Annotated in this window: 18 protein-coding genes; 7 read left to right on the top strand and 11 right to left on the bottom strand. The window is 46.3% G+C overall.

The genetic code is table 11. The features are described from left to right. Positions 1-83: 83 nt before the first annotated feature. The 4 genes from MN210_RS12910 to MN210_RS12895 form a co-directional block, all read right to left on the bottom strand. The gene (locus tag MN210_RS12910) at positions 84-1,580 is read right to left on the bottom strand and encodes a c-type cytochrome (RefSeq protein ID WP_338412324.1); all 1,497 of its coding nucleotides are present in this window, start codon (positions 1,578-1,580) and stop codon (positions 84-86) included. Positions 1,581-2,133: 553 nt separating this feature from the next. Beyond that, positions 2,134-3,843, bottom strand: a complete 1,710-nt coding sequence (locus tag MN210_RS12905) for a formate--tetrahydrofolate ligase (RefSeq protein ID WP_338412323.1) — start codon at positions 3,841-3,843, stop codon at positions 2,134-2,136. 99 nt (positions 3,844-3,942) lie between these two features. Then, positions 3,943-7,026 (bottom strand): efflux RND transporter permease subunit, encoded by a 3,084-nt coding sequence (locus MN210_RS12900; RefSeq protein WP_338412322.1) that lies wholly within the window; start codon positions 7,024-7,026, stop codon positions 3,943-3,945. Between the two features lie 190 nt (positions 7,027-7,216). Next, positions 7,217-8,545, bottom strand: coding sequence for an efflux RND transporter periplasmic adaptor subunit (locus MN210_RS12895; RefSeq protein WP_241878779.1), 1,329 nt, complete (start codon positions 8,543-8,545; stop codon positions 7,217-7,219). Between the two features lie 657 nt (positions 8,546-9,202). Between MN210_RS12895 and MN210_RS12890 the strand changes: the two genes are divergently transcribed. Continuing rightward, on the top strand, positions 9,203-9,769 hold the full coding sequence (locus tag MN210_RS12890) for a hypothetical protein (protein ID WP_338412321.1): 567 nt from the start codon (positions 9,203-9,205) through the stop codon (positions 9,767-9,769). A gap of 128 nt (positions 9,770-9,897) precedes the next feature. Here the strand turns inward: MN210_RS12890 and MN210_RS12885 are convergent, their stop codons facing one another. The 3 genes from MN210_RS12885 to MN210_RS12875 form a co-directional block, all read right to left on the bottom strand. Next, positions 9,898-10,632 (bottom strand): MOSC domain-containing protein, encoded by a 735-nt coding sequence (locus MN210_RS12885; protein ID WP_338412320.1) that lies wholly within the window; start codon positions 10,630-10,632, stop codon positions 9,898-9,900. Between the two features lie 101 nt (positions 10,633-10,733). Beyond that, positions 10,734-11,840 (bottom strand): RNA-guided endonuclease InsQ/TnpB family protein, encoded by a 1,107-nt coding sequence (locus MN210_RS12880; RefSeq protein WP_338412319.1) that lies wholly within the window; start codon positions 11,838-11,840, stop codon positions 10,734-10,736. A 169-nt stretch (positions 11,841-12,009) separates the two neighbouring features. Then, positions 12,010-13,158 carry an OmpW/AlkL family protein gene (locus tag MN210_RS12875; protein ID WP_241878777.1) on the bottom strand — a complete coding sequence of 383 codons (1,149 nt, stop codon included), beginning with the start codon at positions 13,156-13,158 and terminating at the stop codon, positions 12,010-12,012. A gap of 447 nt (positions 13,159-13,605) precedes the next feature. Here MN210_RS12875 and MN210_RS12870 point away from each other — a divergent pair, with 447 nt between their 5' ends. After that, positions 13,606-15,030, top strand: a complete 1,425-nt coding sequence (locus MN210_RS12870; protein WP_338412318.1) for an FAD-binding oxidoreductase — start codon at positions 13,606-13,608, stop codon at positions 15,028-15,030. Between the two features lie 30 nt (positions 15,031-15,060). Here the strand turns inward: MN210_RS12870 and MN210_RS12865 are convergent, their stop codons facing one another. After that, positions 15,061-15,645, bottom strand: a complete 585-nt coding sequence (locus MN210_RS12865; RefSeq protein WP_338412317.1) for an O-acetyl-ADP-ribose deacetylase — start codon at positions 15,643-15,645, stop codon at positions 15,061-15,063. Between the two features lie 272 nt (positions 15,646-15,917). On the opposite strand from MN210_RS12865, the gene MN210_RS12860 reads away from it, so the two are divergent. From MN210_RS12860 to MN210_RS12845, 4 genes are all read left to right on the top strand, one after another. Further along, positions 15,918-17,012 carry a PTS sugar transporter subunit IIC gene (locus MN210_RS12860; RefSeq protein WP_338412316.1) on the top strand — a complete coding sequence of 365 codons (1,095 nt, stop codon included), beginning with the start codon at positions 15,918-15,920 and terminating at the stop codon, positions 17,010-17,012. A 242-nt stretch (positions 17,013-17,254) separates the two neighbouring features. Beyond that, positions 17,255-18,085 carry an arylamine N-acetyltransferase family protein gene (locus tag MN210_RS12855; protein WP_338412315.1) on the top strand — a complete coding sequence of 277 codons (831 nt, stop codon included), beginning with the start codon at positions 17,255-17,257 and terminating at the stop codon, positions 18,083-18,085. A gap of 120 nt (positions 18,086-18,205) precedes the next feature. After that, the gene (locus tag MN210_RS12850) at positions 18,206-18,739 is read left to right on the top strand and encodes a DUF2058 domain-containing protein (RefSeq protein ID WP_241878769.1); all 534 of its coding nucleotides are present in this window, start codon (positions 18,206-18,208) and stop codon (positions 18,737-18,739) included. A gap of 305 nt (positions 18,740-19,044) precedes the next feature. Next, entirely contained in the window at positions 19,045-19,203 is a 159-nt protein-coding gene (locus MN210_RS12845) for a hypothetical protein (RefSeq protein WP_011961554.1), read from the top strand. Between the two features lie 101 nt (positions 19,204-19,304). Here the strand turns inward: MN210_RS12845 and MN210_RS12840 are convergent, their stop codons facing one another. After that, complete coding sequence (locus MN210_RS12840; RefSeq protein ID WP_338412314.1) at positions 19,305-21,032, bottom strand: flavin-containing monooxygenase; 1,728 nt, start codon at positions 21,030-21,032, stop codon at positions 19,305-19,307. A gap of 229 nt (positions 21,033-21,261) precedes the next feature. Beyond that, positions 21,262-22,182: a DMT family transporter gene (locus tag MN210_RS12835; RefSeq protein WP_338412313.1), complete on the bottom strand. Its 921-nt coding sequence runs from the start codon at positions 22,180-22,182 to the stop codon at positions 21,262-21,264. An 85-nt stretch (positions 22,183-22,267) separates the two neighbouring features. Here MN210_RS12835 and MN210_RS12830 point away from each other — a divergent pair, with 85 nt between their 5' ends. Next, on the top strand, positions 22,268-22,393 hold the full coding sequence (locus MN210_RS12830) for a hypothetical protein (protein ID WP_338412312.1): 126 nt from the start codon (positions 22,268-22,270) through the stop codon (positions 22,391-22,393). A gap of 158 nt (positions 22,394-22,551) precedes the next feature. Here MN210_RS12830 and MN210_RS12825 read toward each other — a convergent pair whose 3' ends face one another. Next, positions 22,552-25,077 carry a TonB-dependent receptor gene (locus MN210_RS12825; RefSeq protein ID WP_338412311.1) on the bottom strand — a complete coding sequence of 842 codons (2,526 nt, stop codon included), beginning with the start codon at positions 25,075-25,077 and terminating at the stop codon, positions 22,552-22,554. Between the last annotated feature and the right edge of the window lie 59 nt (positions 25,078-25,136).

The raw sequence follows: 25,136 nt of genomic DNA, 5'->3' as shown, positions 1-25,136 counted from the left end.
GCCATATGGTTTTTGCCAAAACGATTTTGGCCATTTTATATGTGTTTTTCTTAAATATGCTTTGAGTCAGTTTTTATTCATTTTTAAGCACGGCGACGAAACAGCCAGCGAATCAATAAAACCAATACAATCAGACCAGCGATAATGCCTAATACAGCAAGCCAGCCGGCATTTTTAATCAAAAAAGGGGCGCTGTCACCTCGGTTCAAATGCCCATTAATATCATCAGCAGATACGTCACTATTGGATAGACCGCCAAAGGTAGTACGAACATAGTTGACCACTTGCGCCATTTCTTCTGCGCTCAGCTCGTCTTTAAAGCCTGGCATTCTAGGACGGGTATTGGGCACTTGTTGAATACCGTGCGCCACCACATTAATGACAGGTGCAGGATTGTCCCGTCTGAGACTTGAGATACCAACGATAGGGGCATAACCAGCATCAGGCTGGCCATAACCATTGACCCCGTGACAGCTTGCACATTGATTAAGATACAAAGACTCACCGGGTGATTTGGCTTGAGCGTTGGCTTGCTTGAGATAATCCATCTGCGCCAACAGATCAAAAGTCATGTTGGGGCTATGTTCACTCGGTAAGGCTGCGCTATTAACTGGTTGCACGGTGTCTTCGGTGGTAATGGCAGGTACCGCTTTTAGGTAGCTGGCAATGGCGCTTAAATCCTTGTCACTAAGATAGCGGGTGCTGTTATACACCACTTCATTCATGGGGCCTGAAGCCACCGCTTTTTGATGGATTTTGCCTTGACGCAAATAGGTGACAATGTCCGCCTCACTCCAGTTACCGATACCACTGCTGGCATCAGGTGTGATGTTGGGTGCATGCCAATTGCCCAGCATAGCGCCGCTTAGGTAGTTGTTCATGTCATAACCGAAGGTGGTATTGCGCGGTGTATGACACGTGCCGCAGTGGGCGAGATTATCGACCAAATATTGACCGTATTTTTGGGTGTCATTTAGGCCATCACGGGCTTGCCATTTTGGCATATTGACGATATTCCAGCCGAGCATCACGGTGCGAATATTAAAGGGGAAGGGCAATTGGGTCTTATGCTCAGGCGCTTCATCTACGGCAGGGACCGTCTTAAAGTAGGCAAATAAAGCTGAGATATCCTCGTCGCTCATGGCGTTATAATCAGGATAAGGCATGGCTGGGTATAGACGGTGGGTCGGGGTTTTACCTTTGGTTAAGGCGTTTTTGAAATCTTGCTCGGTGTAGTTGCCGATACCATATTTTATTGAAGGGGTAATGTTGGTGGCATAAATGGTGCCCATCGGTGCCTCGACTGCCACGCCGCCTGAGTAGTCCTCTTTATGACAGCCCATACAGTCGGCTTGACGCGCCACATAAGCGCCGCGATTGACCTGCTCGCTTTGACTGGCATTGTATGAGGGCATAACCTCAGGAGCGGCATGGGCAACGCTCATAGGCAGGCTGAGCGAAGCGCCCAATAATGTGGCCAATACGGTCGGGTTAGCTGCAGGCAGCGCAGGGATGCGGCGTAATCTGACGACGACAGAACGGACAGGCGAGCGGGCAAATAGGGGGGCAATAGGCTTCATAACTTCCTCATTGGGCTAGCAAATAGTGCTGGCTTAAGGGGTGGATAAGGGCGACAACATAACAATAAGGGTCAAATTGGCTTAAAAATAAGACATACACCCATCCCTTAGTGTCGATAAAAAACAACGGTTGACAGCAAGCGGATAAAAGGAGGGGATTTGAATTAAACGAAGCGGTTAAGGAGGGCAGAAAATCACAGCACCATGTGTACTGCTTGTTGTTGATCCTTCATCGCCCCTATCATCCTTGCTTTTAAGCTGCCTTGAGAAAGGCTTAAGGGTGGTCTAGTTATGACCTTACTGAAATTTAACAGAGTTGTAAACACATGGCTCATTTAGTTAACAATTCCTAAACGAAGTCGCTTTAGAGAATATACACTAAGCAAGTGATATCAGCTGATTTAGCCTATCATGCGCTAAAAATAGGCCTGATAAATCTGCACCTAGAATCGAGGCAAACTAGGTTGTATCACTAAAAAGCAGCACATTGGTAAAGACCAAAGTGCTGCTCATAGGTTTCACAAATAGGAGGCATAAACAGGAGCCGTTATGGTTAAAACAGTCCGGTAATGTTCCCCTTCTCATCGACATCAATGTTTTCGGCAGAAGGATGTTTTGGTAGGCCGGGCATCTTCATGATAGGGCCACAGATGACCACAATAAAGCCGGCGCCGTTAGACACACTGATATCACGCACATGAATGTTAAAGCCGGTGGGTCGCCCTAATAGCTTGGCGTCATCGCTGAGCGAGTATTGAGTCTTGGCGATACAAATAGGCATTTTATCAAGCCCCAACGCTTCTAATCGCTTAATCTTCGCTGCCGCTGTCACACTGATATCCACATCATTGGCACCATAAATGCGCTGGGCGACAGTGCGTATTTTATTGACAATAGGCTTGTTACTGTCATACGCAAACCCAAAGGTTTGCATCTGGTCGTTATGTGTCTCTAACAGCGCCAATAAGGTGCGGGCCAAATCCTCGCCACCGGCGCCGCCTTTTTCCCACACCTGAGTTAACGCCACCTCTACTTTTAGACGTTTACAGGCTTTGCGTACCATCTCGATTTCAGCAGCTGTGTCGCTTTCAAATTGGTTGATCGCGACCACCACAGGCAGACCGAATACTTCTTGTAGGTTCTCAATGTGTTTAGTTAGATTGGGCAGTCCTTGCTCAAGCGCAGTTAGGTCCTCATTTTTTAGTGCATCTTTGGCTGCGCCACCATTATATTTAAGGGCACGAATGGTCGCGACCACCACGGCTGCATCGGGGGTAAGACCGGCCAGTCGGCATTTGATATCACAAAATTTCTCTGCACCCAAGTCAGCACCGAAGCCTGCTTCTGTGAGAGTGTAATCGGCCAAATGCATGGCAGTACGGGTGGCAATGACCGAGTTACAGCCATGAGCGATATTGGCAAAAGGGCCACCGTGTAAGATGGCTGGCGTGCCCTCAATGGTCTGTACCAAGTTTGGCTTAATGGCATCTTTTAACAAGGCGGCCATGGCACCATGAGCCTTGAGGTCCTTAGCATAAATGGGCTGCTTGTCTTGGTTATAAGCGACTAAGATATTGCCCAAGCGCTGCTTTAAATCTGCCAAATCAGTGGCCAAACAAAAAATTGCCATGACCTCTGAGGCCACAGTGATATCGAAGCCATCTTCGCGCATTACCCCATCGGCAGGCTTGCCTAGACCAGTGACCGTATTGCGCAGCTGACGGTCATTCATATCCACCGCTCGGCGCCACACCACTTGCTTTGGGTCAATATTGAGCGCGTTGCCTTGATAAATATGGTTGTCGAGTAGGGCGGCAAGTAAGTTGTTGGCCGCACCAATGGCATGCAAGTCGCCAGTGAAATGTAGATTGATATCCTCCATCGGCAACACTTGAGCATAGCCGCCCCCTGCTGCGCCGCCTTTAATGCCGAACACAGGACCCACAGACGGCTCACGTAGCGCCACAACAGTACGTTTGCCGTTTTGGTCTTGATGATGTACACGGTTTAGCGCATCGGCCAGCCCAATGGTGACGGTGGTCTTACCTTCACCGGCTGGGGTGGGATTAATGGCGGTGACCAATACCAGTTTGCTATTGCTCGACTTAGCGGGCATATCAAACACATCATTTGGGTTAATCTTGGCTTTGTAATAGCCATAAGGTTCAATCTTATCTGCTGAAAGCCCTATTTTTTTAGCAATATCAACAATAGGTCTTAATGTGGCATTTTGGGCAATAGTAATATCACTAGGGACGGTCATAATCAGGCCTCAAATAAAAAGGGTCATCTAAAGATAGCAAAAAATATTGGAGGTTATTTATAATTAGGCGCTATTTATATGTGATAAAAGCCGCTAATTTTAGTCGGTCTTGCCATGCGGACGTAGCCATTTGCCAAACCAATTTGATATGTCATCCATAAAGGTATACACCATAGGTATGACAATCAGGCTTAGCAAGGTAGAGGTCACAAGACCACCTAATACCGCCGCTGCCATAGGCTGACGGAAAGTAGGATCTGCTGAGCCCCAACCAAACACCAACGGCATCATGCCTGCACCCATCGCAATGGTAGTCATGATAATTGGCTGCGCCCGTTTGCGGCAGGCATCAAGTAGCGCATCAAAGCGGTTTAAGCCGTGTTCTCGCTCAGCCAAAATAGCATAATCGACCAGTAAGATAGAGTTCTTAGTGGCAATACCCATTAGCATAATAAAGCCAATCATCGAGGGCATAGATAAGCTGCTGTTAGTAATGGCCAGTCCCACAAAAGCACCGCCAATAGATAAAGGCAGCGCCATTAAAATGGTAAATGGCTGCAAGACCTTGCCAAACAAAAGGATTAACACCCCAAAGATACAGATGATACCAACACTCATGGCAATCACGAAGCCGCCGAACAGCTCAGCCATGCTCTCTGCCTGACCTTGGTCAATGAGCGATACCCCATCAGGGATACTGCCTGGCTGCAATGAGGGCAGTGCCTTAACTGCTTTGACCAGACCACCAAGCTCACCGCCTGCTACCTGCACATTGATAGTGATGGCGCGTTCTCGGTCGAAGCGCAAGATTTCTGATGGGCCAGTACCAAAGGCTAAATCGGCCACTTCTGCCACCCGCGCACCAGATTCGGCAGTACTGGGCACAAATAAGTCGCCCAATTGGCTGACATTGTTTTTTGCCTCATCGGGGAGACGCACCACGACGGGTACCTGACGGGTGTCTAAATTAAGCTTAGATAAACGCTGCTCATAGTCGCCCATAGTCGCCACACGTAGTGTATCGGCAACCCCTTGGGTAGTCGCGCCTTGATCTGCCATAGCCATGCGATTGGGGATGATGGACAGCTCTTGGCGAGGCAAGCTTCGGTCACTAGTGACACTGCCGGCTTGTGGCAATGAGCGAATTTCGGTCATCACTTGCTGCGCGGTTTGATCCAGTAGGGCAGGGTTGGTGCTGGTCAGTGAGAAGCTATAGCCGGACTCGCCGCCACTAGACAGGCCCACATCAAAACGGGCGCTCGGCACAGCGGTTAAGGCCTCGGTAATGGCCCGTTCAATCTCGATTTTGGTCGGTCTGGCATTGCGCGGTTCAAGCACAATGTCCATACTGGCAGCGTTCTCTGCACGGCCACCACCGGTGGAGTCCAAGCTGGCTTGCTGTGGGTCGCCAATGACGCTTAATATGCTTTTTACCCCCTCAATTTTTGATACCTTCTCCTCAACCATCTGAGTAATGCGAGAGGTGTCTTCCAAAGTAGCATCTGGGGTCAGCTCAATACCAATACGGGTCTGGTCGATGTCATTTTCAGGAATAAACGTGGTGGGCAGCAGCTTCACCAAAGTTAAGGAGGCAAAAAACAGCACTAGGGTGGTACCAAGCGTAATCCAGCGATGGTGCAATGTCCAGCTCACCGCTTTTAGGTACATCTGCATCACTCGGCCACTTTTTTCGGTGTGGTACTTTTCAGGCCGCAAGATATAAGCGGCCATCATGGGCGTGATAAGACGGGCCACCATCAATGAGGCAAAGATGGCAATGGCTGCCGTCCAGCCAAATTGACGGAAAAACTGTCCCACAATACCGCTCATAAAGGCAGTCGGTAAGAACACCGCAATCAAGGTAAAGGTGGTGGCGACAACCGCCAAACCAATCTCATCTGCCGCCTCCATCGCCGCTTGGTAAGGGGTCTTACCCATGCGTAAATGGCGCATGATGTTTTCGACCTCAACGATAGCATCATCTACCAACACCCCGACCACTAGCGATAAGGCCAACAGACTAATGAGGTTTAAGCTAAAATCAAAAAAATACATCCCCAAAAAGGTGGGTATAACCGACAACGGCAGAGCCACGGCAGCAACAATGGTCGCGCGCACGTTACGTAAGAATAAGAACACCACCACCACAGCCAATAGGCCGCCTTCAATGAGCATTCTTAAAGACGCTTGATAGTCCTCATCAATGGGAGTGGCACGGTCGAACACCTTGGTAATGGTGTAATTGGGCATGTCTTTTTGTAGCCTGGCAAGCTCGGCATCGACCAGCTTGACCACTTCGACTTCACTGGCGCCACGTGAGCGGGTCACGTTAAAGGCCACCACTGTGGTGCCATTAAGTTTGGCAATAGAGGAGACATCAGCTGTACCATCGGTTATGGTTGCCATACTGCCAAGCGCTTGAGTACCCCCTGTAGGCAGTGCAATTTGCAAGTCATTAAGCTCACGCGCCGTTTGTATCCCGCCTAGGACACGAATGTTTTGTTTGCTATTGCCGACCTCTGACTCACCGCCTGAGCTGTCTTGCTGTAGCCCTGTGATTTGTTCAGATAACTGAGTGATGGGCAGGCTCAGCGCATTTAAGCTAATGGGGTCGACCTCAACGCTGATTTCACGCTCAAGCCCGCCGACACGGCTTACCGTACTCACCCCTTTGATATCAGATAAGCGCTTATTAATGATATCGTCCACAAACCAAGATAAATCTTCGGGGCTGATGCCATTAGCGGCCACGGTATAAGTTACTGCGGGCAAGCCTGCGGTGGTTACCTTAGTGATAATAGGATCATTGGCAGCAGCCGGTAAATCGCCTTGTACCTCACCGACGGCTGAGCGCACATCATCTACCGCTTCTTGAATGTCTTTTTCTAACACAAACTCAGTTGCGATGGTCGCCGCTCCAGTTTGTAAGGTGGTGCGCATGTGCTTCACCCCCTCAATACTAGACAGCTTATTTTCAATTTTTTTGGCGATATCATTCTCAAGCTGACTGGGTGCCGCACCGGGTAGGGTGACGGTCACCACCACAGCAGGTAAGTCGATATCAGGGAACTGCTGCACTTTCATTTTCATGAAGCCATAGATACCGCCTAAGGTAAGAAGGACAAATAGCAGTATCGCCACAAGGGGATTTTTTATTGAATAGGCTGAGACGTTGAGGCTCATAAAGAATATCCTGGTTGGACAAATGGGTCGAAATCAGCGGTGCAGTAGATAAACCATAACGTTTAATAAATATGCTTTGAGGGCCAGTATAACTTGAGGACCAGCACAAATAGTCACTGTCGATGCCAAGGACAGGACATCAACATCGATGTCCCTTCGTATCAGCGAATAGATGATACCCTCAAGCTACTTACTTAGCTGGCTCGGGTGTGGCTGTGGCCAAAGTTACCACATCACCGTCACTTAAGAAGCTGCCACCTTGACGTACGATATTGCCGTCACCTTGTAGCGGCTCAAGCAGAACCACACGGTCACCTTGACGCTCACCCAGCTTCACTTTGACTCGGTTGACGCGGTAGATGGTGTCGCGATTTTCATCCTTCACCGCTTTGACCTGCATCACATAATCATAGCCATCTTCACTGACCACAGCACTGACAGGGATGGTCACTTTGGCATCGCTACCAAGCTTAAAGGTGCCGCGTTGATACATCCCTGCGCGCGCATTGGGATTAGGCGCTAAAGCGGCATAAATAGTAATTTGGCGGCTGCCATCTTCAGCAGTGGGTGAAATACGAGTGACCTTACCGGCCACGCTCTTATTATTGGGTAGGCTCACTTCCACCGGCGTACCAATATTGATTTCTCCCACTTTATTAGGATCCACTTGGGCCTGCCACTCAAGCTTGCCCTCCTCGATAATGGTGAACAAAGGTTCAGGACCAGGAACGCTGCCAACATTGGCATTTTTTTCGCTAATGACCCCGCTGACGGGTGCCACTACTTTGGCATTTTGCATATTTAGGTTTTGATTGTTCAAGCGCGCCTTAGAGGCAGCCACAGAAGCGGCAGCTTGATTGGCAGTGGCCACATAACGATCAGCTTCTTGCTGGCTAATGGCATTAATCTCTAATAAAGGTAGTACCCGCTCGGCATCTCGCTTGGCCAAGTCATAGCTAGACTGAGCTTCTGCCAGCTCAGCTTGAGACTGAATAATTTGTTGACGCATGGCATCGGTATCAAAGACGGCCAATACCTGTCCTTTTTTGACTCGGGCTCCCTCTTGTACCAGAACCTGATCAATGGCTACCCCACTTACTTTTCCGCTCACACTAGAGGTAGTCTCAGGACTGATGGTACCGTCTGCTGAGATGTCATTGGCCACACTTGACTGAGTTGGGGTAACGGTTTCAACCGTCAGTACCGGCTTTTGATTGACCGGCTTTTCTATTTCAGTGATACCAGTAGCTGTACCGCCTTCAGGCACGACAGATCTCTGCGTTTCTGCGCTGTTGTCTTCAAGTTGCTTTTGGCCCCACATACGACCAGCAAATAGACCAACCGCCAAGGTCAATAAAATAAGGGGTAATACCCATAGCCAGTTTGGTTTGGCTTTGGTTTCTGCGGCAGTATAAGGCTTGAAATCATCAGAGCCTTGGGTAGCAGCAGCTGCATCCACCTTAAGCTTAGTAGACGCCTCATCAGGGGTCTTTTTATTGGGATCAGAATAAGAAGTCATATTAGTCTCGCAAACACTGGGGTTTGGATAAATAAAAAATAATTTAAATTATACGTTAAATATATCTCTTATGTTTAGAGCGATATCGTAGTAAATTTTTAACGCTATTATGAAGTACAGTTAAACTAAATCTGGGTGTTGTATGATGCTATGAAGCTTGGGTCTATAAAACTGTCATTGTAAAAACCAGAGCTTAATAAAAAGAATTTTTATATCAAAGCCCTTTATTTACTAAGCTTGTGGCTATAGCAGCAATATATACCAAAAAATAACAGTCAAGTAAGTAAGCGCGCTTAAAAGCTACAGCTGGCAAGAAAAACTTTACAAAGCCACTCTAAAAATTGCAATGGGTGCTCGTATACTAGAAAACGAAATAAAAAGCTTGGCCCATAAGTTAATTCCAAAGGCTCGTTTATATTTTTTTATACTTTCACTATTTTTATACTTTCACTATGAACGGACACGTTTAATTAGGGATCACGACATTTAGGCGATATAAATCGCTTTTTTTAATCGGTCATTGAGATAGCTCAGCCATGAGCAGTTACCAAGTGTGCTCAAAGCTTAGATAACTGTTTAGGCTTAACTATTAACAGACTGTTCAATAATTATTTATTAAAAACTACTTTAGCATAAAATAAAGTATGGAGAATTACTATGAAAGCGATCAATACGGACACGCAAACCAAAGCTGCAGCCAAAAAAGGCTTGATGGTATCTACCTTAATAACAGGTGTATTGGCACTATCAGCTACCGCATTTGCGGCAGCCCCCGCTCAAAACCCTGCCGCTGCTCATGCAGTAACCACCGCTCAAGCCAATATGGATATGGCTGGTGATGAACTAGAAGCTGATGATCAGCGCAATTATGACGCTGATACCCAAGCCGATGTAGACACTGCAGAAGTAGACGACGGCACAGCTGAGCAGCAAGCGGCTATGAGACAGATGCCACACACCACCCAAATGTCGCAGGATGCCGCCGACAAAGCGCAAGATGATGACACCGCTCAAGCAACTGCAGTGACCCGAGCGCAGCAAAACGCTGCTCAAGCTGGAGGTAGCACCAATATGACTTCTGCATGGGGCGAAGGTGAGGGCATGACTGCACAGTCGACAGCCATTACCTTGCAGCAAAAGATTAAGGACAAGCGTGGTGAACTACAAGCCACTCAGCCTGGTCAAGTAGAGGTTCAAGAAAACCGCCGTATTAGAGCGCAGTAGGCCTTTTATGAAGCAGTAGGCTTTTTATCAAATAAAAAAATAGCGTGTTATCCAAACTTTGCCCCTGAACTAGGGCATATCAAGTAAAGATAACCGACCTCAATAACTTTATTGGGGTCTTTTTTTTGTTAGGCCCGTACTTTTTTGATCAGTGCTTTTTTCCAGCTTTCCTCTAAGCAGTCTATGCCAAGCCAAGGCTCAATAATGCTGGCCTCAATAGGCTCTTTGCTATTGGTAAGCTGCCAAAGCGATTGTAAAGTGGCAAACGGATAAGGGCGCTCAATCAAATAGACGGGCATACCGTTATCAATAACCCCTTCTTTGACCACCTTAAAGTACCAGCCAGAGAGACCTTGCTGGGTGATCCAAGAGGCGATATTTCTATGACTGGCCGTCACCCCAATTTGATCATTAATCTTATAGCAAGGCCGTCTAGGCTGCACGATGCAAAGCTGTACAGCACTCTCGCCATCTCCATATTGATAGACATCGCCGATACATACGTTTGCCTCAGTTAAATTGTCTGTACCTAAAACGGGTGTGGTGGTTAAATTTTCACCCAATAACCCCGGTTCAAGCTTAAGCCCAAATTCAATATTTAGCCTATCATAAGTGGCCGTAGACATCTGATGTACTGCCTTTAGGTGCCCGCCATGATGGCGCCGATCTGCCTGCTCATCGCTCACAAGCCCCATGTAATTGATGGCGACTGGCTGCTTAACAGGGATTTTATTAATGGCGCTAAGCTGCTCTCGAGTGAAGGGCATGGCTTTTCCAGCCCGTACACAGCTTAGTGTGGCGATATGCAGGGGAGGGCTAATGGGGGCGCTATCTGATCCTGGTGACAAGGGTGAATGTGTCATAAATAGATATACTCTCTAAGATTATGAGGCTTTTTACTATAACAAACAGCACATGGGTTTATCGATCAATTTAAAATCATCACTTTGACTTCCTCCCCTCGCTAAACCGAGGGGATTCCTACAGCTAGACGGTCAAGCCCGACCGCAAGGATGTTCTTAGCAGCATTGATATCTCTATCATGCCATGTGCCACACTCAGCACACCTCCATCCTCTTATTCCAAGACCTGCTCTACCTTTTGGACTACTACCGCTTATTTTAAGGCAGCACGAGCAGGTCTGGGTAGTGTAACTCTCATCCACTATCTCAAGCTGACAACCTGCATACTTGCATTTATATTCCAGTTGTCTTTTGAGTTCAAACCATCCTGCATCGTATGTTGATTTAGCCAGTTTGGTTCTCTTACTTGTGAATGATCGGGATTTAACATCACCAACCACAATTAAAGCATTGCTCTGCACTAACTTGGTGGTGAATTTATGAATTAATTCTAATCTTGAGTTTTTGATCTTGGCATGGATTGCTTTGACTCGCTGTTTGTTTTTCGCTCTTTGAGCTATTGCAAGCTTTTTAGCCCACTTTTGCGTTTGTTTGGTTGTCAGCTTGTCACCGTTTGAGGTGGTAGCAGACTGCTTTAAGCCTAAGTCAATACCAACGCTGCCTTTGCCACTTGCTTGTCTAGGAAAATCTTTGACGGTAATACAGGCATACCAACGATGACGGCTGTCTTGCACTATCTCAAGCGTGTTAATTTGATACAAAGATAGATTATAGCTATCAAAGAGGTCTATGATGAGCTTTTGACCTTTAGAGAGCGATAGCTGTATGGTTGATTTAAGTGCTTTCTTTCCTGTTTGTCTGCTACGTAGATACTTGATAGCAGACTTTTTAAAGGGTATCCAGCCTAGGCTTTTGCGTTTGGCATCGGGTCGGTTGGTTCGCCAATTGAGTTTGGCTTTTTTAAATTGTTTGCGAGATTTGGCATGAGTTTCGTTGATGGCTTGCAAAGTTTGCGAGTGTAAGCCTAAATACTCACCACTGCCTTTGGTGTATTGGCTTAAATCATAGGCCGAAAAGTACTTACCTGTGCGTCTTAAATGCTCAAAGCTTAACGCATTAACATAGTTCCACCCATAGTTAACACTCCCAGCTAGTTTGTTTAGCTGGTTTGCATGTTTGTCTTTGATGCGTAGCTTGAGTGTTTTCATAGGGTCAGTATGGCGAGGTTAATTTTAACTTGCAATACTTTAAGTGCTGATCACGACAGTGTGTGTCGCCTTATATCCACCCCCTGAAGTGGGTGGTTTTACGGCGACCGGTGATAAAAAAACGCACCTTTTAAAAGTGCGTTTTTTAAATAGAGTGTCAACCATTTAATTAGAAGCGGTAACCGACCCCTAAGTAGCTGATATAAGGATCAATATCAATCTTAGAAACTGCTTTAATTAATTGTTCGCCGTTATCGTTAGAGACGGTGATGGTGCTGTCGCTATCCAACTTAGCATAAGACAATGATCCTACGGCAAACCAGCTGTCATCGAAGTCATAGGTAGCACCGACAGTGACAATAGGTGCCCAAGCACTATCAGCCTTAACTTTTACGTGCATGCCACTACTAGAAGGTGTTGTTCGACCGTCAGGACCATCGTATTGCAAAGAGGTACCGGCATTGCCCTCTTTGATGTTTTGAATCATATGGCCAGCATCCACTAAATCTTGACGAATACCTGAATTTAGTTTTAAGTCGTTAAAATAGGCATACATCACACCTGCGCCTACATAAGGACGGAATTTATTAACCCCTGATTTACCAAACTTATAATGTAGCTCTGTGGCCGGCAACCAAGCACGTGCAGTAGAGGCTTTGCTGCCTTGTGATAAATCGGTAATCACAATGTCATCTTTAATATTAAAGTCACCAATGGCTCGTTCGGCAATACCTGATGGGGTTACCACACCTCTAAAAGGTGCAACCACAGTACCTTTACCTAAGATGTCGACTTTAGGCGGAAAGCCAGCCTTCACCTCTACTGACCAGTTATCATCTATATGATAGTTTAGTAGCATACCCAAAGTATCTACATCATCTGATTCAAGACCTGTGCCAGGTGTCGCAAATTTTTGTAGACCGTTAATCACAGTTGTACCTGACAAATTACCTAAAGCGGTATTGGATAAGTCAGTATTGTCGTCACCCGGAAGGCTCAAGCCGCTATTAATTTCATTAAATCTTGCTTGGTTTTCAGCAGCACTGTCTAGGCCTTGGTCTGGATCGAGCACCCGTTTTACGGTGCCTGATCTCACGCTACCATTGTTGTGGCTTGTACCATCTGATATCGCAGTGGTATTTTTAACTGGCGTAGCATCACCGGTTGGATTTGCATGCAACCAACCTGCTGAAACTGAGAAGCGCTTGAAGCTTCCATCGGTTTCTATGTATTTTGAATAATCAAATTGAGCCATAGCTGAATGGCTAAATAGTATAGGTGCAGCTACTGCACAGGCAAAAGAGAGGGGTTTGTTCATAATACGTCCTTGTAAATATAATGTAGGAGTAGGCTTTGCCGCCAATTTAATAAATAGCTGAAGCTACCTATATAGTGCTTAGTCTCCACTAGCACCTCATAACGCTAAGGTACTGAGTTATTGTAAAGACCAAAACAGAGTGAGCGGTCAACTTCCGTGCAGACGGCCCTGCTAAGCATTCACTTATTAAAACAATTATTATGTATTTATAGCTTAAATCATTAAAAATTGTTTCAACAATTACTTCATTCTAGAAAACTTAATAATGATAGTCAATCATTGTTACTAAAATAAATTATAAATAAGTTTGTAAAAAAGCTTATATAATACAAACACTAATGCACAGTTGTACACTAAATTTCATGGGCTGTGTCCTTATAATAGTGATAAATTTATCTTAAGTATAGCGAGTATGACACCATCAGCTTTTTAGCAAAGGAATATGATATGACCACCACAGTACCCTCTGATGCAATACCATCTGCACCAAGCTCTAGACCGACAAAAGATCACAGTAAAGCGATAGCTGAGCTAAAAGCACAATTTGGTGACAGGCTTAGTACCAATCTAACCACCCGTCAGCAGCACGCACATACCATGACGTGGCTTGAGAGTCAGCCGGCCGATGCGGTGCTTGTGGCCCGTGATAAGCAAGAAGTCGCCCAAGCGGTGGCTATTTGTAATACTCACAACATGCCAGTGATTGCCTTTGGTATTGGCTCCTCCTTAGAGGGGCAGCTAAATGCCCCTTATGGCGGTCTGTGTATCGATATGAGTGAGATGAATGAGATTTTGCAGGTCAATAGTGAGGACTTAACGGTAACGGTCCAGCCTGGGGTGACCCGTGAGCAGCTCAATCACTATTTGCGTGATACAGGGCTGTTTTTCCCGATTGATCCTGGGGCTAATGCCACTATCGGTGGTATGGTCGCCACTCGCGCATCAGGCACCAATGCGGTGCGCTACGGCACCATGAAAGATGTGGTATTGGCACTTGAGGTGGTCACTGCTGACGGTAAAATTATCAAGACAGGCTCGCGTGCCAAAAAGTCAGCCGCAGGCTATGACTTAACCCGCTTGATAATCGGCTCAGAGGGTACGTTAGGTGTGGTCACTGAGATTACTCTAAAGCTCTTTGGCATCACAGAATGTGTCGGCAGTGGGATTTGTCATTTTCCCACGGTTGAGGCGGCGTGTGAGGCGACCATGATGACCATTCAAATGTGCTTACCGATAGCTCGTATTGAGCTGTTAGATACCTTGCAGGTCAAAGCGTGTAATCAGTACTCTAACCTCACGCTAAAAGAGATGCCGACCTTATTTGTGGAGTTTCATGGTAGTACAGCTGGCGTGCAAGAGCAGGCACAGATCTTTAATGATATTGTTGAAGAATGCGGCGGCTCAGACTTTGCGTGGGACAGTAATGAAGAGGCGCGCAAAAAGCTGTGGCATGCCCGTCACAACGCCTATCCTGCCAGCCGTGCGTTACGCCCAGAGGCTCAAGCCTTATCAACCGATGCCTGTGTGCCTATCTCAAGGTTGGCCGAATGCGTCAGCGAGACTGCCAAAGATATTAAAGAGGCTGGCATGATTGGCCCTATTGTCGGTCACGTAGGCGATGGTAACTTTCATGTATTGCTACTCGTTGACACCGACAATCCTGATGAGGTGCAGACGGCTGAAGACTTGGTCGGACGCTTGGCAAAACGTGCCATCGATATGGATGGCACCTGTACTGGGGAGCATGGTATTGGTCAGGGAAAGCGCAAATATATGGCGTATGAACATGGCGATGCCGTAGGGGTGATGCAGGCCATTAAGCACGCACTTGACCCGAATAATATCTTAAACCCCGGCAAGATTTGGCCGTAAGCCCAGCTTTAAGATGTAAGGCTGCTTGCTTTATAAATCCAGTTGCTGCTTATAGACCGCGGCATCGGCGGCTGAAAAACAGCAATAAATCACCTCTGTAATCAGAAGCTGTGATACCGAAGCTTGCTGGATACTGTCTATCACGCTATTAATAGCAATGTCTGTGGCCTGCTCGATAGGGTAGCCATAGACACCGGTACTAATGGCTGGGAATGCAATGCTAGTAATATCATTATCTACTGCCAATTGAATGCTATTGCGATAACAGCTGGCAAGCAGCTCAGGCTCACCTTGATTACCGCCATGCCAAACAGGGCCTACGGTATGAATGACATACTGGGCCGGCAGCTTAAAGCCTGGGCTGATTTTGGCCTCCCCAGTCGGGCATCCGTTTAAGGTACGGCAATAGGCGACAAGCTCAGGCCCTGCAGCGCGGTGAATGGCGCCATCAACCCCGCCACCACCGAGCAAGCTTGAATTGGCAGCATTGACAATGGCATCGACTTTCAATGTCGTAATATCTGCTTGAATAAGGGTTAGGGTCACTGGGTGCTCACGATTGTGATCATCTTTGGTATAAATTTGTTTTTGAAATAAGATAGCGGGGGCATTCATAGTTAACTCCTACATTTGAGATAGTGAAGAAAAGTATTTTTATCCGATTAATAATAATCGATAAGCGGTCTATTAATTTTCTAGGTTGAGCCTATTTTGTATAAGACTGTCCATTTTGGCCTTTACTTATTAAAGCGGCTGCTTCTAAAAACCGCTAGAATAACCTCGTAGCAAACCGTGCTGTGTTTGTAAACGCTCTATATAATGCGTTTGTGCTTGCTCTTGTGACGACTGCTTTTTGACCCTATTTTCGCTGCCCTAGGAATGATGTTATGACCTCATCGGCCTCTGCCCATGTTTTACCTGTCTTTGTGCGTGACTTTTTTAATAAATATCTTATCGATGCCTTTACCGGTATGGCGTTAGGGCTGTTTGTCACTTTAATCGCGGGGCTTATTTTCTCCCAAGTGGGGCAGGCGTTAGAGATGCCGCTGCTGATGGATTTGGGCAAGCTGGCCTCTATCTTGATGGGCGCAGGCATCGGTGTGGGCATTGCCTATTATCTCAAGGCGCCGACACTGGTGGTGTTCGCCTGCTTAGTGGCCGGCATGATGGGTGCACACTCTGAGGCGTTAATGGCCGGTCAATTATTCACGCCGCAAGCGGGGGCGCCTGCTACCTTTTTGGCCGTACCAGGCAATCCGATCGGCGCTTATTTGGCCACTGTCTTTGCCTACCGTGCCGGCAGCTGGATTCAGGGTAAGACCAAGCTTGATATTATCTTAGTGCCTTGGGCAGTAGGACTGGTGGCGTTGGCAGTGTGCGCTTGGCTCAATCCACCTGTGGTCAATTTGGTTAACAGTATTGGTGACGGTATTGCGCTGGCCACGCAGTTGCAGCCATTTATGATGGGCGTGGTCATCGCTGTGGTGGTGGGCCTGCTGCTGACCATGCCGACCTCAAGTGCCGCCATTTGTATTGCCATTGGGCTAGATGGTCTGGCCGGCGGTGCAGCGGTAGTCGGCTGTGCGGCGCATATGATTGGCTTTGCGGTGGCAAGCTTCAAAGACAACGGCATCAGCGGCGTCATTGCCCAAGGGCTTGGCACCAGTATGCTGCAAATTCCCAATATCTTCAAAAAGCCGATTATTTTGCTGCCAGTTGTGATTGCCAGTGCCGTTGTCGGACCCATAGCAACTACTGGTTTTGGACTCATGAGTACCGCCAGTGGTGCTGGTATGGGGACCGCGGGTTTTGTGGGAGTATTTGGAGTGCTTGAGGCATCAGCAGGTAGTCTAACGCTCAGCAATATTTGGCTGGCAATTGTGCTGTTGATGTTTGTGTTACCCGCACTAATCGCTGGGCTAGTGGCGTGGTGGATGCGCCGAATGGGCTGGATAGCGCCAGGAGATATGACATTACCCTAACCAATCGTTACCGTTATTTACGCAGTGCTTTGTTAATATAAAACCACATCACTCTCTATTTAACCTTAGCCTTTAACCCCAGCTATTTAACGATGATTAACTGTATTTATTTAATAATAAGTTATTTAGAGCACATTAAAGGTGAGCATGTCAAAATTGAAGACATTAAAATAAAAATGCGTGTCAGCCAGTGTGCCAAAAAAGCGGTTAATTAGAGGCCTATACTAGACTAGGAGATCAATGTGGATACCGAACAAATTGTTAAAAATTATCTGGACACACTCAATATTGACCAAGATATCAAAAGCTTAGAGGATATCTCAACGCTGGCAAAAGCCCATTTACAAACTTATGCCTTTGGTAATCCCAAGATTTTACTTGGTGAGGCGATCCCCATTGATTTAGAGTCTGTATATAACAATCTAGTGGTCAGTAAAAGAGCCGGCTACTGCTTTGAGCATAATAAGCTTATGTATGAAGTGCTTAAGGCCAAAGGCTTTGAGGTGACTCAACACCTTGCTCGAGTGGTGAACAACCAATCTCCACCTACCATTCCTATGACGCATCGTGTGACTGTCTTGTATTATCAAGGTGAGAAGTATTTGGTGGATGTGGGTGTTGGATTTCGAAGCCCGACGGTGGTTATCAAAATAGGTGACACCCAGCCGACGCTGAGTCATTTAGGTATTGAATACAAAGTGTTGCCTGTGGATGCAGACAAAAACGTGTATACCATGCAATTAATGGAAAAAAATGAGCCTTACAATGCCACTGCCTTTGATTTGATTGAAAATATCGATGCAGACTTTGAGGTGGGTAATTTTTATTGTTATATGAATCCTGAGGGCATATGGCGTAATAACTTGGTTGTCTCCTGCTATGGCGAGGATGTGATTTATTCGCTCAGAAACACTGATTATTTTAAGATTTATGCAGATCATACCGAACAGGTGACCATTACTGAGCTTGAGCATTTTATTGATATTATGCAAGATGAGCTCAATGTAAACTATAGCCGAGATGAATTAGCCCAAGTATTTGAGGGCTATGTACAAGACAAAGCCGAGCACTGATTCATAGGCGTTAAGTAAAGCGATGAAAGTGATGACAGGGTGACATAAAACTTGTACCCTGTCTTTTTTATGCCTTTTTATTTAAAGCGCGAACCTATTTGAAGCACAAAGGATATCAACATGGCCAAAAATGCCTTACAAGCCCAACTCTTAAAAGCAGGGTTGGTGGATACCAAAAAAGCCAAAAAGCTAACCAAACAAGCTGAACATGCCAAGCGTACTGGCAATGCCCCCGATGCAGAAATCAAACAATCAGTGGCAGAAGCACAGGCCGAAAAGCTCAAAAAAGACCAAGCTCTAAATCAGCAAAGACAGCAAGCACTAGAAGAGAAAACCCTAAGAGCCAATATCGTACAGATGATTCATCAGTATCAGATTACAGACACTCAAGGTGATATCGAATACCGCTTTGTTGATGACAGCAAAATCAAAAAGATGCACATCACCCAAAAGCTGTTTGATCAGATTGTTGCCGGTCATGTCAGTATTGCCCGCTTAGAGGAGGGGTATGCATTGTTGCCACGTCCGTTAGCCGATCGTATTAATGAGAAGCTAGAAGGGTTTATTGTTGAGTCTAATGACAAGGCGCAAGATGAGCCTGCTGAAGATGATCCGTATGCTGCTTATGTTATCCCTGATGATTTGATGTGGTAAATCAGTCATTAGCATTCATGGTTTGGCGTTCGAGGCAGACAAGAATGGTGTGAGGTTTTTTTATTTAAAGCGATTACAGTAATTAGGTAGTGCAATTTAATATTACATTCTAAATACAGTAGTCTCTTGTTTTAAAAATCTAATTTGATACTATCGATATAAGTCATTATTTATCGTTGTCAACCTAGCAGATGTTAAGACTCTGGTTGCTGCGGTAAATAATAACTTTAGGTAAAACATTACCTGATAGGTTAAACATAAGATATTTAATGATAGATTTATAAAATAAATATAAGGAAGCCATCATGTCTAAATCTGATATTAAAGCGCTAAAACAAGAACTGAAAAAAGACATCAAAAAAGCTAAGAAAAAAGTAGAGAAAAAGGTCAAAGAGTTAGATAAGCTAAAAGACCAAAAAAAGAAAGAAAAAGCTAAGAAAGACAAAAAAGCTAAGAAAAAATAAGCGCCATTAATGGTTTATTAAAAAAAATAGGATAGCGAAAGCTGTCCTATTTTTTTATTACCTGCCGATCGTGGCGCTAAGCGTAAAGTAATGGCAACAGCTTAACGGCCAAAGCGAAGCCATTTATCATGAACGCGGTGCTGCTTGAGCATCATACGGTCGCTTAGATAGTTATTAGTCACATACCAAGGATACCGGTCGCCTTGCTTGGGTAGGGTGTTTTGGGCCCGCTGAATGTAGCCGGCGCTCAGTGACCCCATGACTGTATCTGGCAGTCGGTTGGCCTGTTCACCATCGGTAGCTACCGCATCGGGGATGACGCTTTTATAGCCGTAATGATGCATGTGGCGTAACAATCGGGTCAGATAGGCCGCAGCGAGGTCAATCTTGAGTGTCCAAGAGGCATTGGTGTAGCCGAACAACACAGCCATATTAGGAACGCCCTCTAGCAGCACCGCTTTGTAACTCATGCGCGCACTGACATCAAGAGCTTTGCCATCTATAGTAAGTTTAGCGCCTCCAAGCATTTGCAGCTTGAGGCCTGTGGCGGTGATAATAATATCTGCAGGCAAATGACGACCAGAAGCCAGCTGTATACCGTCCTTAGTAAAGTGATCAATATGGTCTGTCACCACATCAGCATGACCTGTATGCATCGCTTTAAATAAATCACCATCTGGTACAGCGCATAGACGCTCATCCCACGGATTATAATCAGGCACGAAATGGTTTAATGCCACACCGCTGCCTTTAAGTGCATATTTATTACGCTGGGTGAGGATGGTTTTTAAGAGTTTGGGCGCCACTCGAGATAATCTATATAGGCTTTGCTGCAGCAGTATGTTACGACCTCGAACTAGGCCATAGGCAGCATTGGGCGGTAATTTAAATCGCTCGGTGAGTAGAACATAGCTTGGATCTTCACTTGGGATGCTGGCGATATAAGTGGGTGAACGCTGCAGCATGATGACCTGCGCCGCAACTTGTGGCTTGGCAGGTGAAGCAGAAGCCAAATAAGCGTCTTGACTTAGTAGCGCGGGTACCAACGTCACCGCAGTGGCCCCACTGCCAATGACCACCACCCGTTTATTGTCATAATCAATGGTCTCATCCCACAGCTGTGGGTGTACGATTTTACCGTTAAACGCTTGCTGTCCCTTAAAAACAGGCTGATAACCTGCGTCATAGTCATAATAGCCCGTGGCGCCAATGACAAAGCGGGCGGTGATATGGCGGGTTTGCCCTGTAGTGACGTCGGTGAGCTGAGCCTGCCAGTATTGGTGCCGGCTTGACCAGTTTAATGCACTCGCTTCGGTATTAAACTGTATCAAAGGCTGTAAGTTTTCTTCTGTAGCAGTGTCTTCAATATAGCGCTTAATTGAAGCGGCATCCGCCAAGGTCTTTTTGCCCAGCCAGGGGCGGTGAGCAAAACCAAAAGTGGTCATGTCGGAGTCTGAGCGAATGCCAGGGTATTTAAATAAATCCCAAGTACCCCCAATGGCGGCTCGCTTCTCCACAATGGCGACTTTTTTGTGTGTAATCAGTGGGCTAAGTAGCTTGTCGCGCTGTAGATGACTGGCTGTTGCAATGCCGGATACGCCTGCGCCTATAATTAACACCTCAAGATCAGGCTTTTTATTAAAGGGTAGCGCCGGCAGCAGTCTGCGTGCCGAAGCGGCGGCGCGTTTGGGTAAGTTGGGTAGTGCCGGCAATTGCGGTAAATACTGTGTCCGTATTGAAGCTAATCCCAAAGGGGCAGCGCTGTCAGCTGCAGTATTTGATGCAGTTAGAACAGGTATTAAGCGCTTAATAGGGGAGAAAATGGGCATAAATCATCCTTGAGTTAAACTGGGGTAAAGACAGGTACTGAGGTAACTGTAGCTTAACACACCGCCACTCAGGCCATAAGCCATCCTTTGTTGAGAGCGGATATTTATCGATCAGCAGTTGATATCATGCCCAAAGATGGCCATGACAAAAAGCTGTGCTATAACCCCCTGACAGTATACCCATAAAAAAAGCGCCTTGAGCGAGCAATCAGGCGCTTTTTTTAGGTGTTTAGACTTGAGGTTCGGCCAGTTTTTTAACAGATAGGTTTAATGACAGATAAGTGCCGAATAAAATTACCACCGAGCCCACAATGGCAAAGATATCAAGTGATTCACCGAGTAATATATAGCCAAAAATAATGGCAAAAATGGGGATGACCAAGGTGATGCTGGTGGCGCGTACTGGACCAATACTTTTGATCAACTGATTCATAAATATCAGTGCAATCGCAGTGGATAAAATACCAATACAAATCACCGAACCCCAAGCTTTGGCGCTAATAGAGTGATGATAGGGGAAATTATAAATAGCGACCGGCAGCATCACAATACTGGCCGTAATCAAGGTGCCGGCCGTAATGGCGATGGGAGAGATGTGCTCTAGATAGTTGCGGGTGAGGTTGGCGCCGGTGGCATAGCCAATACAGGCAAACAGCGCAAAGCTCATGGGCCACAATTGGGACTGTAAGCTGCTATGATCGCCGCCACTGCTGTGCATCATCGCCAAGAAATTTTCACTCATCAAAATAAACACGCCAATGACCCCAATGACAAGTCCCAGTATTTGTTTTTTTGACAGTTTATCATTGAAGAACAGGCTGGCCATTACCCCACTCATCATCGGGACAGAGGCGTTTAATACCGCCAGTACACCGGCATTAACCGATTTTGCGGCATAGCCGAACAGCACGAATGGAATGGCAGTAGAGCATAATCCGATAATGGTCAGTAGCTTCCAGTTAGCCAAAATGCCTTGACGGTTTTTTGGGTTTAGTAGCACAAATAAAAGCATGGTTATCCCCGCCAGCTCCAAGCGAATACTGGCAAAGGCAACTGAGCCAAATTCAGGCACCCCAATGCGGTAAAATATAAAAGACAACGACCACATGAAGGCCAGGGTAATAAAGGTTATGAGGTCACGTTTGCTCACAAAAAATCCTATGGCCATCTAAATTAGACAGCTGTATAAAACAGCAGAAAACTTGCTATTATAGGCCGGCTTGTGGGTCATGGATATGGGATTAACAAAATATAGCCAAATTCAAGCTCTAAAACAGTCTCATCGCTCTAGCCATCAAGCCAAGAGCAACCTAAGTGATGCAGAGCGCCAAGCGAAAAAAGCAGCAAAAGCAGGCTCATAATGGCGGCGATGACACTCCATGATGACAGTGTCTACAAAAATGATGCCTACAAAAATGATGGCTACAAATAAGTAATCTGTAAATAAGTCATCCCTAACCCATAAAAAGTGCCTCAGTCCATTCAGAACTGAGGCACTTTTTTTATGGCAAGGGTGAACTTAGAAGCGGTAAGTGATGCCGGCATTAAAAGAGCGTTCTGCCAGCGGCATATGCTCGACAAGGTAGGAGCTGTGATTGTAGGCTAAGTCATTTAATAGGTTAGAGACTTGTAAGAATGCGGTATAATCTTGCGGGCCGGCACTGTGATAAGTCACTTTGGCATCTACCATATTATAGCTGGGCGTAGTGTGCTCAAACTCTGCCACCTTATTTTGCTCATAACGGTGATAGCCTGACAACACCACATCAAATTGATTGAACTGCGCAGTAATGTCGCCGCCGACTCTAGGCGCAGCCAGTCTGGGTGCATACTTACTGCCGAGTTGTTTGTCTTTTAGCTCGATAATGGCAATATCTGAAAAGCCGCCAATACTAATATAATCATTTAAATAATAGCGTGCTTTAATTTCACCGCCATAGTGTTTGGCATCTGATTGATGATAATCAACCAATCTAAAGCCTTTAGACTCCCCATCGGTCACTAAGTCTTGAGTTTTTGCATAGATATAGTCGTCTGTATCGTTATAAAACACAGAAGTACTCAGATCAAAGTTTTTATTATTGTCATAGCGAAGGCTAAGCTCGATACCATCGGTAGACTCTTTATCCAGCTGTAGGTTACCACGCTCCCAAGTATTGGTAGCCAAGTGAGCGCCATTGGCATACAGCTCTTGAGAGGCAGGCAGTCTTTCAGAGTGACTGACGCGAGCGGATACTTGGGTCGTCGGTGTCAGGTAACGCCCAGCTTCTAAACTCAAAGAGTGTGCGTTATCAGATTTGGAGATATTGTTATCCATATCTTCGATTTTTTGAATATCTTGACGGCCGCCAAACTGTACATACCATAAGTCTTTACCCTGCTTTGCAAGCTTGGCAGCGGTACTGTCGGTAGGAAGGGTGCTGCTGCCGTGATTATGACCCCTATGATCTTGCTGTGTCTTAGAGGATTGCGCACCTAATCTGCCGGCGTCATTAATTTGGGCGCCAGAATAAGTCGGTGTTAAACGCTCAATAATATAAGTGCCTACTTGATTGCGTCTGGTCTTTGGCAAATACGCTTCTAGCCCCTCTGCGGAGAATTTGCTATTGGCATAATCGACACCAATGATTCCTTTCATATAACCTAAATTACCGACCTGATGGGTGGCATGAGTGGCCTGAACGGTCGCCCCAAAGGCCTTGTTTTTGAATATGGTACCGACAACCCCTTCATCAATCTCATCATGCTGATAATCGGTATAACTAAACCTTGTTGCCAGTTTATCAATACCGGTTAAGGGTACCAAATGCTCGGTTTGAATCTGATACACATCGGATTTTAGCTTAACGTAAGGCAACTCGCCATGTTCATGGTGATGCTCATGCTCGTCATGATCGTGTTCTTCATGGCCATGTTCATGCTCTTGGTGTCCGTGTTCTTCGTGTCCATGTTCATCATGACCGTGTTCATGCTCTTCATGTTCGTTATGACCATGTTCGTGCTCTGTATGCCCATGTTTTTCGTGTTCGTGCTCTCCATGATCGTGATGCTCATGCGCCCCATGCTCATGTTCATCTAAGCCGCACGTCAGTCTATTTATACGATGCTCATCTGGCTGACAGTGGTTATGCACATGAAACGGCAGACCATAGTCTGAATCTTGACGCTGATAAGAGAAGCCAACATAGTCAAACTCATTCACATAGGCAAAGCCAACACTGGCGTTGTCTTGCTTATACCAACTGTTTTTGACTTTGTCATAACGTGACTTGGGTACTTTCACATCATCTAGATCGGTCTTTTGAAAACGCCCCGTCCACTGCCAGTTATCATTTAGCTTGCCATTTAACTGGGCATAGCCTAGATAGCCGTCTGTGGTTTGCTGCCCAATCAAACCAAATTGTCCACTGACTGTGTCATTCATCGGCTCGGATGGGATGGTGTCATCGACCACATTGACCACACCGCCAATAGCACCGCCGCCATACATTAGGGCTGAGCTGCCTTTGATTACCTCAATCTGTTTGGCGCCAAGCACAGGCACAGAGACTTGGTGATCGGGTGATATTTGTGATGCATCTTGTACCAGCATGCCATTTTGAGCCACTTGTACTCTAGGTGCAGTTTGACCTCGGATGATAGGACGTGTGGCACCTTGACCAAAGGTATCTGAGTTGACACCGGGCTCATTTGCTAGTGCATCGCCCAAGGTGGATTTGCCTTGCTGCATAATCTGTGACTGGGTGATAACGCTGGTTGCGGTCGCCATATCACCCGCTTGTGGCTCAAATGCACTGGCGGTAACAACAATGGGCGCCAGCTCAACCGAAGGCTTATCTTCTGCTAATGCCGCTGTGCTATAGGCGCCCAGTGCTGCCAATGTGGCTGCTTGTAGCAAATACGGCAGCTTGGCAGATGCAGCCGGCAACGTCCTGTTTTGGATACAGATCGCTTGGATGTATAGACGGATACTCATCATCAGTGGCGATAAAGGGCGGTTGGTTCGGCGTTTTGGGGGTTGGTGGTTTTGATAGTTTGTGAGCATGGGCTTACCTAAACAATAAAAATGAATGCCGCTAGGCGGGTTAGAGTACATTTTGGTAA

The sequence above is a fragment of the Psychrobacter raelei genome, from assembly GCF_022631235.3.
GTDB classification, from domain to species: Bacteria; Pseudomonadota; Gammaproteobacteria; order Pseudomonadales; family Moraxellaceae; genus Psychrobacter; species Psychrobacter raelei.
The sequence above is the reverse complement of the archived record's forward strand: the minus strand, read 5'-3'. Positions and strand labels throughout refer to the sequence as shown.